9 protein-coding genes are annotated in these 11,839 nt (G+C 49.0%); 2 read left to right on the top strand and 7 right to left on the bottom strand.

Translation table 11 applies throughout. From position 1 onward, the window contains the following. Positions 1 to 229: 229 nt before the first annotated feature. Positions 230 to 4,606, top strand: a complete 4,377-nt coding sequence (locus B153_RS0122680; RefSeq protein WP_020599044.1) for an SdrD B-like domain-containing protein — start codon at positions 230 to 232, stop codon at positions 4,604 to 4,606. A 132-nt stretch (positions 4,607 to 4,738) separates the two neighbouring features. Here B153_RS0122680 and B153_RS0122675 read toward each other — a convergent pair whose 3' ends face one another. Together B153_RS0122675 and B153_RS0122670 are read right to left on the bottom strand one after the other, a co-directional pair. Further along, positions 4,739 to 5,527, bottom strand: a complete 789-nt coding sequence (locus tag B153_RS0122675; protein WP_026262376.1) for a DUF3108 domain-containing protein — start codon at positions 5,525 to 5,527, stop codon at positions 4,739 to 4,741. A 30-nt stretch (positions 5,528 to 5,557) separates the two neighbouring features. After that, positions 5,558 to 6,604, bottom strand: coding sequence for an aminopeptidase (locus B153_RS0122670; RefSeq protein WP_020599042.1), 1,047 nt, complete (start codon positions 6,602 to 6,604; stop codon positions 5,558 to 5,560). A 188-nt stretch (positions 6,605 to 6,792) separates the two neighbouring features. Here B153_RS0122670 and B153_RS38890 point away from each other — a divergent pair, with 188 nt between their 5' ends. Next, entirely contained in the window at positions 6,793 to 6,894 is a 102-nt protein-coding gene (locus B153_RS38890; RefSeq protein WP_157634788.1) for a lasso RiPP family leader peptide-containing protein, read from the top strand. 76 nt (positions 6,895 to 6,970) lie between these two features. Here B153_RS38890 and B153_RS0122665 read toward each other — a convergent pair whose 3' ends face one another. From B153_RS0122665 to ispF, 5 genes are all read right to left on the bottom strand, one after another. After that, positions 6,971 to 8,254 (bottom strand): serine hydrolase domain-containing protein, encoded by a 1,284-nt coding sequence (locus B153_RS0122665; RefSeq protein ID WP_020599041.1) that lies wholly within the window; start codon positions 8,252 to 8,254, stop codon positions 6,971 to 6,973. Between the two features lie 54 nt (positions 8,255 to 8,308). Further along, positions 8,309 to 8,869: a GNAT family N-acetyltransferase gene (locus B153_RS0122660; protein ID WP_020599040.1), complete on the bottom strand. Its 561-nt coding sequence runs from the start codon at positions 8,867 to 8,869 to the stop codon at positions 8,309 to 8,311. A 61-nt stretch (positions 8,870 to 8,930) separates the two neighbouring features. Then, positions 8,931 to 10,034 (bottom strand): mandelate racemase/muconate lactonizing enzyme family protein, encoded by a 1,104-nt coding sequence (locus B153_RS0122655; protein ID WP_020599039.1) that lies wholly within the window; start codon positions 10,032 to 10,034, stop codon positions 8,931 to 8,933. Between the two features lie 83 nt (positions 10,035 to 10,117). Continuing rightward, positions 10,118 to 11,269, bottom strand: a complete 1,152-nt coding sequence (locus B153_RS0122650) for an amidohydrolase family protein (protein WP_020599038.1) — start codon at positions 11,267 to 11,269, stop codon at positions 10,118 to 10,120. 87 nt (positions 11,270 to 11,356) lie between these two features. After that, on the bottom strand, positions 11,357 to 11,833 hold the full coding sequence (gene ispF, locus B153_RS0122645; protein WP_020599037.1) for a 2-C-methyl-D-erythritol 2,4-cyclodiphosphate synthase: 477 nt from the start codon (positions 11,831 to 11,833) through the stop codon (positions 11,357 to 11,359). Positions 11,834 to 11,839 lie beyond the last annotated feature (6 nt).

Raw genomic sequence — 11,839 nt, 5'->3', positions numbered from 1 at the left:
CCTTTTTGAGAATTGATAATCCCTATGGATGGCTGGATGGTATAAATGTTGCCAATCATGAAATAGGTTATCTCTGATGTATTAAAGGTTATAGTCTGTCATTATTTTTTGATACATGAATATTTAATCTACTGTTGTGTTAATCATAAGTAGACTAGAGGTAACTGAATTTGATAAATAATATATTATTTGTTGATGGGTTAACTGTTCATCCTCTAGCTTCAACGGAATGTTACTAAGACTACTTGTACCTATTTCACTTCAACTGGTATTGATTTTACATTCGGATAAGACGGCTGTTCCACCACCAGCCTATGACCGAACAGCTACAGTAAAGCCGAAGCATTTTCAAGAGGATATCGACAAGGTGGCTCATTCGCTCAGCACAAAACCGATTACGTATAAAACCGTTCCCCAAACTGCATCCGTTGGTGATAATGACTGTGGATTGACTTTACAGCTTAGCGAAACAGGTTGTTACTCCGTCAGTGGAATCAGTAAGGTAACCATTAGCGCTGAAATTGGCTGGTCGACTATTCCTGATGGAGGGGTGGTTACGGTTCAGCTAGGAAGTGCTACCAAGACGTTTACGACCCGTGCTATTTCGACCGCAGCAAACGCCGATGTACATACTCCGCAAGTAGTAGCGTTTCAGGTTGATGCCGATGGCACACCCGCTGCTGTAACCGTCTCTTATAACGCAGGTGGGCAAAACTGTTCGGTCACTGAAACGATCACGAAGCCATCTGCCTGCCCACCACTGACCTGCCTGGGGCTGGGAGGCACTGTTTTCAAAGATTTTAATGCGGACGGTATTCATCAGGATGGCGAGGCTACCGGATTACCTGATATTACTGTTCGGGCCATTACCAGAGTGGGTACAACGTACACGACATCGACCGATTCAATTGGTAACTATACGATGGCTATTCCGCAGGCAGAGTATCCAGTTCGGATCGAATTCACTAATATACCGACCTATGCCGGCAATGGAACCCCAAACGGAGCGGATGGACGGACGACGGTTCAGTTTGTTAGCGCACCGGACTGTCGGGTTGACCTGGGGGTACTTAATGCCCAGGAGTATTGCCAGACTGATCCTTTGATTATGCTGCCCTGTTTTGTTAACGGAGACCCGTTGCCAAATGGCTCTACATCTGGCGGTCTTGATGCCCTTATTGCTTTTCCGTATTCGTCGCGTGGCAACAAGAACATGAGTGTGATGAAACCGCTCGCTACGGCTAGCCAGGTTGGGTCCTTGTGGGGAACTACGTATAGCAAGTTTACAAAACGACTATACACGAGTGCTGTACTCCGTCGGCATGTCGGGCTGGGGCCTGCTGGCCTGGGCGGTATTTATATTACCGATATGTCGGGCCCCACATTAAGTACTGCGAATACAAATCTGTATGTAGACCTCACCACACTGGGAATCGATTTGGGGACAATCCCGTCGAATAATGCAAGGGGGTTAGAGGGGCTACCCATTGCCGCCAGCCACGATCCTGATTCATTTACGGCCATTGGGAAAGTAGGTATTGGTGACATGGATATTGCCGAAGATGGGTCACTATTGTGGTTTACAAATCTGCACGATGGCAAATTGTATTCACTTCGGGTACCGCCTTCGGGGGCACCGGGCCCCAGCGATTGGGCTGTTCACCCGTTGCCGGCCGATAATGTGTGTACCAGTGGTATCCGCCGGATCTGGGCTTTGAAGACGTATCAGGGGAAGGTATATGTAGGTGCTGTTTGCGATGCATCCGTTAGTAAAGACAAGAGCGATCTGCGGGCTATTGTGTATGCCTATACGCCCGGTACAGGTGATAATCTGGGGAGTGGGGGAACCTACCAGATTATATTCGATTTTCCGCTGACTTACCCGAAAGGCGCCCCTGATCGTACGGATTTCAGCATACGGGGCTGGTACCCCTGGGAAGATTCATTCTCCAATTTTGTGGTCGTTAATACGGGCGAGTATTTTATCATGCACCCGCAGCCTATTCTGGCCAGTATTGAGTTTGATATTGATGGGTCCATGGTACTGGGATTCAATGATCGTTCGGGCCTACAGCTTGGCTTTCAGAACTTTAGCGATGATGCTGGTGATACCAAACATTACAGTAACATCAGTGGAGGAGATTTGCTCAGAGCGTATTTTAGTAATGGTACGTTTATCCTGGAAAATGGTGGTAAAGCAGGGCCTAATACGGGTTCGAGTATCAATAACAACCAGGGGCCAGGTGGGGGTGAGTTCTACAACGATGACTTCTATTATGAAGGGCAAGGGTTAGTGCATTCTGAAAATGCCAATGGGGCTCTGGCTATTCGACCGGGGTCTGGTGAGGTAGTAGCTTCGACAATGGACCCGCTCAACAACCAGTCCTGGTCGGGTGGATTACGTTTTCTGAGCAACAAAACAGGAACCCATACTACGGGCAATAATGCAACCAGTGCATTTGTGGTGTATAAAACGGTAGATGGCGATGGAGGAACGCTGGGTAAAGCTACGGGCCTGGGCGGGGTTGGATTAGCCTGCGACCTACCGGCTTATTTGCAGGTGGGCAATCGGGTCTGGCTTGATACTGATCACGATGGCGAACAGGACCCAGATGAAGCGGGCCTGCCTGGTGTCAATGTTTCTTTACTACAGAACGGGGTTGTTCTTGCCACGACTACGACCGATGCGGTTGGTGAATATTATTTTACGTACACACCAACATCGTCGACCGTGCCGGGTTCAACGACTGCCCTTTTACCCAACTCATCCTATCAGATTGTTTTTGGTACGAACGGCCAGTTTGTTGATACACTGCTAACGGCTGGCGGTGGAAAATACCATCTTACCGTAGCGAATGCGACAGGAGGCTATCGAAATGATCTGAACGATTCGGATGCGCAACTAACTGCTTTCGCAAGCTTCACCGCACCGGCAATTAGTATCACCACCAGCTACAGCGGCTCAGTAGATCATAGCTTTGATGTTGGTTTTTACTGTCTGCCAACATCTGTGGCGAGTGTATCCGTAACACCAGCCACTTGCCCGGTCAGCAGTATTACCGCGAATAGTGATGCCCGCATTGATATTAGCGGTATACAGAATGGGGATAAAACCTTTTTATACACCACTAGTATTCCGCCTGCGTATACGGCTACTGGCAACAGCCGTACAATAGTGAGTGGAAGTGTAAGTTATACGGGACTGGCTAATCCCGTCAGTAGCAGTGGTACGAGTTATTCGGTCATTGTATACAACGGACCGTATTGTTATGAAATCGTTCCGGCCTTTCTGCCGTATAACAACTGTATACCTACCGTCGGACTTGCCGTGACTCCCGGTACCTGTAATACACTGACCAACGAGTATACGCTTACGGGGACAATGTCGCTCAGCAATTCGATAACCGATAACGCCCTTTTAACGGATGGGAATGTAACGGCCAGTGTACCCATAACCGTAGGGTCAACCTCTGTGCCTTTCTCGTTAAGTGGCTTTCCATCGGGTTCAGGGCCTCATTCGCTGAGTGCAAGCTATGCGGGACAAGTGTTCAGTCTGACGTATTCAGCGCCATCAAGTTGTACCGTTGCGGCTGACATACAGGTGACATTGGCTGTCGTTTGTGCCGGGCAACCCGCTACGCTTACAGCTAGTGGGTGTGCTACTGGAAGAATCGACTGGTCGGCCGGGACTATGCCCAGTAGTGGTACATCGGTAACGGTTTCTACGGCTAGTCTTGCCAGCATCGCCAGCCCTACGGTGTTGACATACACCGCCACCTGTACCATCGGCAACAGCGTCACATCGGCCGTCGCCAGTGTAACAGTGAACCCGCTGCCAACGGCAACAGTAAATAGTGCGACGATCTGCACAGGCCAGTCGGCCACTCTGCTTGCTACAGGGGGCACCAGTTACACGCTTCTGCCTGATAATCTGGTAAGTGCTATCGGCGAGTTTGTCGTAAGCCCCACCTCGCAAAGTGCATATACCGTGATTGTAAGCAACGCCAATGGTTGTGTAGCCAGTGTAACAGGAACCGTATCCGTAAACGAGCTGCCCGTGGCTACGCTGACCAGCGCTACGATCTGTAGTGGGCAAACCGCTAGTTTAACCGCAACGGGTGGCAATAGTTATACCCTGTTGCCCGGTAATCTGGTGAATGCCTCCGGCGTGTTTGTGGTTACACCTACAGGCAACACTGTATACACCGCCGTGGTCGGAACAAGTAGCGGCTGTACGGCAACCACTATTGGGGCCGTTACGGTGAATCCGTTGCCAACAATCGGAAACATTTATTCAAACTGTAACGGACCGGGTTCGTATACAATTGTCTTAGATAACGTGTCTACTACGACAGCAGGGCCTTTAACCTATGAATTGGTACAAGGTAGCTCATTTGATACAGGTGTAGCGGTAACGTCAGGTAAGACGCTGCTGCCTGCGACTGGGTTTCTGAGTCCGATCCAGTCGCCCGGTATCTATTGGCTACGGGTCTACAACGAAACGGATTGTTATGCCGAAACCTCCGTTGACATACAGGCCTGTGTATGCCCAACGGGTACATGTGTGCCTATCCTGATAAAAATAGCCAAGCGACCAGGCCGATGAGGTTTTGAAATCAGGTAGTAAGAAACCGGGTCGTTAAAGCAGAGAATGTACAATGACGTTTCTTCTTCATCCATACAAAACCCTCCCTATAGCTATGGGGAGGGTTTTGTATGGATGAAGAAGAGGGTACAATTAAAAGAACTTAAGGGGTTGTTTCAGGCCGCTATTCTGGCGCAAATCCATGACCATAGCGCCGACCCAGAAGTCAACTTCTACTTTTACCGGCACTTTGTTCGCATCGTCGGAAACGAAAATACGGATCGACTCTTCTTCTTTAAAGAGCTTGTTAGCAGGCAGAACCGGATTCAGCTTGATGACATTGATCTTGCCCTGCTTGGTTTTGATAACCGCTTTACCACGATACCGAACTTTCATATTATAAATGGTATCGTCGTAAAAAGCCGGTACTTCAAGAACCTGCCCATTACTGATCCTGTTGAAATCGATTGTACGCAGGAAGTAATAGCCACTGATCAGGTCGTGGACATTATCGGGGACCTTGAACACATCCTTTTCCGTACGCTCTTCAGCTTTTACGGTATTGGTTTCGTGATTAAACGTAATATTTTCTTCTTTCCGGTAACTGTTTTCCTGAAGATTGGTATAGAACTTCTGAGGAAGAATGGCGGCTGTATCAATATAAGACCGCCAGGTGTCCCGAATGCGGGTAACCAGATCGAAAGCACCGACGGTTCGGCCGTCGACGTTCACGCGGTAACAAGGACGGTCGTTGACTTTGTATAGAGTTGGGCTTACATCGACAATGGCTTCGGCCGCGTTCAAAAAACCATAGTGAACCCGGTATTCGAGATGTTCGCCGGGACCAAAGCTTGTATTGACGACACGACGATAGGTGTTTAACGCCATAAAGCCAGTGCTCAGGACCAAAAGAATACCAATGCTGATCAATAACTTCTTCATAGTACCAAATGCCCGCATCCCGGACTCCAGTTATAAAGATGGATAGGTCTTTTTTAAGTAAGACAAGTATCGTTTAAAATCTCCTCCGAATCGGTTTTCAAATTCCTGCCGAAACCGATTCTGTTGTTTTCGGTAGGTTAAGTACCCAATAAAGTACGCATTATTGGGTAAGTTTGGTTTGCTAAGACTCCGTTTTTTTATTGAACGTACACTTATGGCTTTACGTTGATCGGTGATGGTGTCGGCTGAAGCCACGATTTGCCGAATGGTTTGCCATTTCAGTGAATCTTTGACAGCCGCCAGGGTTGTAGGTTTAAACGTTCGGTATAAGCTGTCGAGCGTTCGGGTCCCCCGCAAAATATGCTCATCGTATCGTTCGTAAAACGCTTTACTGGCCAGATAGTTCTGGTAAGGCTCGGAAGCTTTCCCATACTTTTGGGCCAGAAACCGTAAGGCTCCGTATTCGCCTACGAAATCAGCCAGGTTTTCGTTGTACTCTAAACTATTTTTTATGAACAGCGTTCCGTGCGTCAGTTCATGGATAATCAACTCGGCCAGGCTTCCTACAGGTTTATCCAGAAAGCTGGACAAGATCGGGTCATTTAAAAATCCTAATGTCGACCAGGCCGATACTTCACCAATCCGGGTATCGAAACCAGTTCGTTTAAGTTCCGAAACCGCTGAATCGGCACGGTCTTTTTCAAAAAAACCTTTGTACGAAAACGTACCGATGATTGGGAAATGCCATTGTTTTGCAACGAGTTGATAAGGCTCTGCGGCTGTTACCACCCACAGGATTGGCTTCCCATGCTGGTCATAAAACGATTCGTAACTTCCTGACTTATCCAAACCAAGCGAGTCTATAGCAAAACGCTTGATTTCGCGGATAAGTTCTATTTGCTTTTTCAACGAGTCGGGGTACGTCGGATCTGCCAACACCTGGTTTACGGGTTTTGTGTTCCAGATTACGCTCAATTGTCCTTTCGCCTGCATCCACCCATAACTGACCAAATCCCATTGCCAGACAACCAGCGCAGCCAAAACCCCTACAAGTACAAGAGCAATTTTTTTAATCATGGGTTGGAAGCATTCATTAACAAGTTGGCATAATGCGTATATGGCCACACTACCTTCTACTAAATAAGCACTTTAACGGCATCGCGATGTCGCTTTTATAGCCTTATTATTGCAAAAGAAGTATGCGTAAAGGACGTACTGGTCGCATTAAGTATACCCATCTTTACTTACTTTAAACGATTAAAACCATGAAAAGTTACACTAAGCTATTGCCTAAAAAGGCATACCAAAAACCAAAACTGGTTAAGCACGGAAAGGTAAACCAAATTACATTGCATGCAGGTAGCTGATAGGTATCGGCAAATCAGAGGGAACTCCATGGCCCTCTGATTTGCCAGTTTAGCTACATCTTCGTCTGAGAATAGCCTAATCAAGTGCCTGATATACCGCGATTCGGAATTTCTTTACGAAGTCGCTGTAATAAGCGTAGGGCTGCACATTGGTAAAAATGAGAAGAATAAGTTCTTCTTTGGGGTCAATCGTAAATTCGGAGCAGTACATCCCCCCCCAGGTAAATGAACCGGGGGTTGCCTGATCGCCATAATGGGAGTTTTCGGTAATCAGTTGAAAACCCAGCCCAAACTTATCTTTCCGATCCCAGACCTCAGCCGCGCCAATCTGGTTACGGAGCATCATTTCGACCGTTTTTCGACCCAGAATCCGCCTGCTATTGAACGTGCCGCCGTTCAGGAACATCTGGCAAAGTTTGGCATAGTCTTCTACCGAACTGATCAATCCCGCTCCTCCCGAAAAATACGTTTTAGCCCCCGAAATAGACGAGTTGCGGTAGGCTTCGTTCGTATGTAACGTCAGCGGTTTGTCCATACTCGACTTTTCGTACAGTTCAACCAGTCGGCTGGCTTTATGATCGGGCAGGTAAAAATAGGTGTCGGTCATGCCCAGCGGCTCCAATACGCGTTCCCGTATGGCAACATCCAGCGGTTTGCCAGTCAGGACTTCGATCAGTCGGCCAATAATGTCGGTATTCAGTCCATAAGTAAAGCCCGCGCCGGTAGAGTCCGTTCCAGGATCACGCAGGAGTGGACGTTTGGCCAGTTTATTGATCGCATCTTCGAGCTTATCGGGAGCCGTTGAATTGAAAAAGGGTACTTTAAATTCGGGGCGACCATCGAGTGGGTGCTCGTATGGAATACCCGCATTGTGGCTCAGCAATTTCCGAATGGTGATTTCGCCTTTTGCCGGACGCGTTTCGTAGGTACCGCCAATCGGGTCTTTTTTGTCATACCTGACCAGTACTTTCGGATTTTTAAAGGCAGGAATATAGTTTGAGATCGGATCATCGAGCAAAAATTTTTCCTCCTCAAACAAGGTCATAAGCGTAGTCGTCGTGATGGCTTTCGACTGTGAGGCAATCCGATAGAGGTCATCGCGTTTGAGTGGAGTTTTCTTGGCCAGGTTGCTGTACCCGAACGCTTTATAATGAACCACTTTGCCTTTGTGGGCCACAAACGTAACGGCATTGGGCGCTATGTCCTGATCGATCAGGCTTTGTAACCAGGTGTCTAACCGTTTTAGTCGGTCGGCCGAAAAACCCGCATCAGCGGCCGATTTGGCAGGGGTGAAAGTTTGGGGTAAGGGCTGGGCCACCACTGAGGTGACGCTAAGTACGAAGAGAATGAGCAGGCGCATGGTTCAGTTGGGCCAATCGTCAGACTGGCTATAGGTCTTTGTTCAGCGGCCAATTTACTCCTTTCTGAAATCCCAGGCTACCACTACCCAGGTTTCGCCGATAGCCGGATCGTAAAACTCGTGAATCGGCTCGAAGCCAACGCGACTATGAGCCCGTAACGAGCGGGTATTGTTGGCCGAAATATCGGTGATCAGTAGCTGAAATCGGTCGCCATATACTTCGCGATGATGCTGGAACATCCGGTCGAATAGTTTCTGGCCCCGATACCCATCAGCTACACATACCTGTCCCATCACATACCAGGCATATTCGGGTAAGGGCTTACCGTCGTAAGTCAGCTTGGTGATCAGGTCAAACAGGGGCAGCAGTTCTGGTACTTCCGATCCAAATTCAGGAAGCATGGTCAGGGCATAGCCTACTACGCTATTGCCGTCTTTGGCAATGACGCTGGGAGCTGCCTGGTTCATACGTGCTAGTACAGCCGGGTCATGCTCAACGGTCACAAATCCCTGATCGACCTGTACAGCAAGTGGAACATTTCGGCGGAGGTTTTTTTGCTGGAGTGCCAAAATCCCCTGAACATCAGCATCCGATCGAACGGTAGTAATTTGCATGCATGGAATGCGGATGGAAGCCCGCAACTCTAGTTATTGACAATCGCGGGTTTCTACCGCCTTACAACGTAATGGCCATTTTCTGGCATTTTTTCAGAAAGTCGGCATCTATTTCTGCGCCAATGCCAGGGGTTTCGGGTAAGTCGATCAGGTAGCCGTTGTAGGTAATGCCGCCATAGACTGGATCGGCAGCATGTTCGAAACAGGCGTCCAGGTCATAAAAACGAACATTCTGACGGGCGGAAGCAAAATGAGCGTTGGCAGTAAGGGCCAGCCGTGACTCCGACATACAGCCAATCATACAAGGTATCCCGGCCGATTCAGCAATGGCATTGATCTTGAGTGCTTCCCAGATTCCGCCACTCTTGGATAGTTTGATGTTAAAATAATCGACCGCTTCTTCGCGAATGAGCCGAAGGGCATCCGTAGCGTCGAACAGGCTTTCATCGGCCATAATCGGTACGGTTGACGCTTGCCGAATTCGACGTAGGCCCGCAATGTCATGCCGTTTAATGGGCTGTTCGCAATACTGAACATTCCAGTTGCCAATGGCCCGTAATACGCCCAATGCCGTTACCACGTCCCACCCCTGATTGGCATCGGTTCGGATGGGGGTTGTATCGCCAATGGCGTTTCGGATGGCTTCTACCCGTTTAATATCATCGTGAAGAGTAGTGCCCAACTTTACTTTGATGGCTTCTGCTCCCTTGGCCTGAATGCGCAGGGCATCGTCTACCATGCGTTCAGGGGTGTTGATGTAAATGGTTTCGTCCGTAACGAGTTGCCGTTTGGAGCCGCCCAGGTACTGATAAAGGGGCATACGGGCCGCTTTTGCCGCAATATCGAATAACGCCATATCGAACGTCGAGCGGGTCGTAACATGGCCGGGCAAATAGCGGGTCAGGGTGTTAAGGCATCCTTCTATATCCAGTGGATTCCGACCCAGCAGCAGTTTAGCCATATCATGGGCGGCCGCCAGCCCCGACTCCTGCGTTTCGCCAACGATCATCCAGAAGGGGGAGCCTTCACCCCATCCCGTAATGCTTTCATCGGTTTGAATCTCGACCAGCAGGTTTCGGGCGTTCTCAATCAGGCCCAGCGAAATGGCAATTGGCGCTTTGAGCGGTATATCGTACCGATAAAGATGGATGGCAGTGATTTTCATGGTTCTTCAAACAAAGACTCTACAAAGAGCACCGAGATTTTCGCCCCGTGCACTGTGGAGTCTTTGTTTTCTTGGTTATGACATTATTGCGGAAACTGGCTTTTATCCAGGCCGGGAATGATCCGTAGCGCGTTTTTGTAATACACTTTTTTCAGAACTTCGTCGGGTAAGCCCATGCCGTACATTCGCCAGAAAGCGTGGTACTTTTTGTGGTACGGGAAGTATTCGTCGTCAGTTTCCAGTACCCGGAAATAGGTAGCGTATTCGCTGGGTACCCAACTGTCTTTTCCAAACAGAATCCGGTCCTGATACTTTTCGAAAAATTTACGACTGGCCTTTGGCTGGCGGCCTAATTCCGCGATGACAGCCCCAATCTCGACATTCATGTTGGGAAAAACAGTCATCAGACTATCCAGCTTTTTCAGGTCGTTGGGATACCAGCCCATGTGAGCAGCAATAAACGTCGTTTTGGGATGTTTCCGGAATACATTGTGCTGTTCCGTAATCAGTTGCTCCCAGGGTACCGGGTCATTAGGGCCCCGCTTACGCCCAGCGTGGAGCTTTAGTTCGAGCCAGCGTTCATTGTAACGGTCCATCGGGTCCCAGAACGACTTGGGGTCGGCGGTATGAATCAAAACCGGAATGCCCAACTGCCCACATTTGGCCCAGATGGGATCAAGACGTGGGTCATCGACCCGAACCCGGTTGCCTTTGTCGTCTTTTACACTGAATCCCAGGCTTTTGTAGATTTTCAGCCCTTTGGCTCCTTTCTTTACGTCGTCCTCCAGGATTTTAACGGCCTGCTCGGTCCAGCCTTTGTCGTTTACGTTCGAAAAGTTGATGTTCGTAAACAGCACCAGCCGTTTGGGGTTCGTCTTTTGAATATTGGTCAGGGCGTCGTCGAAAAATTTTGTGCTGGCGGTCTGGTTATCCGCAAAGCCGCGTCCACTCAGGTTGACCATCAGGCCCATGTTCAGACTGTCCATCTGGGAGAGGAGTTTGCGCAAATCCTCTTTGTCCATCTGAAACTGGTGGTTGTGTACGTCGATGAATGGATATTTCGACCGGGTAAGCTTGTGTTCGGGGACTTTGAGGGTCGATACGGGGTCGTATTCTTCAAAGCCGAGGGGCATATCGGCGGGTTTAGGCTGAGCCACAACCGATAGGCTGAACAGCGAAAAGCCAAGGGCATAGCGGAGGGCCGAGCCAACGATGGGTTGTAAAGAAGAAGTCATATGCATTAGGTTATCAGGTTGCCGAAGCCCAAACGGTTCGTGCGAAGTCGGGTAGTGAAGATACTTTTTTTAGCAGTATAGTAAAAATCAGCGAAAAATTAACGCCACACAATGAGCGGCAATGCCTTCGCCCCGCCCCACAAAACCAATATGCTCGGAGGTAGTGGCTTTGATGGAAATGTCTTCTTCAGGAATGGCCATTACACTGGCCAGACAGGTTTTCATGGCCGGGATGTGTGGGTTTAGTTTAGGTTCCTGCAACACAACGGTTACATCGACATTAGAGACTTCGTACCCGGCCTCCCGAACCATACGCAGCACTTCAGCGAGCAGAATTTTACTATCGACACCTTTCCAGCGAGGATCTTTGTCGGAAAAATGGTAGCCGATGTTCCGCATGTTGGCCGCACCCAGCAGGGCGTCGCACAATACATGACATACGACATCGGCATCAGAATGGCCAACCGGCCCAAACGTACTCGGAATTTGAATCCCACCCAGCCAGAACGGACGCCCTTCTTCCAGTCGATGTACATCGTACCCTTGTCCTACGCGAATTTTCATATAAAC

Origin of the sequence: Spirosoma panaciterrae DSM 21099 (assembly GCF_000374025.1) — a bacterium.
Lineage (GTDB): Bacteria > Bacteroidota > Bacteroidia > Cytophagales > Spirosomataceae > Spirosoma > Spirosoma panaciterrae.
Note: the sequence above shows the minus strand (reverse complement) of the source record. Positions and strands in the feature narration are given on the sequence as shown.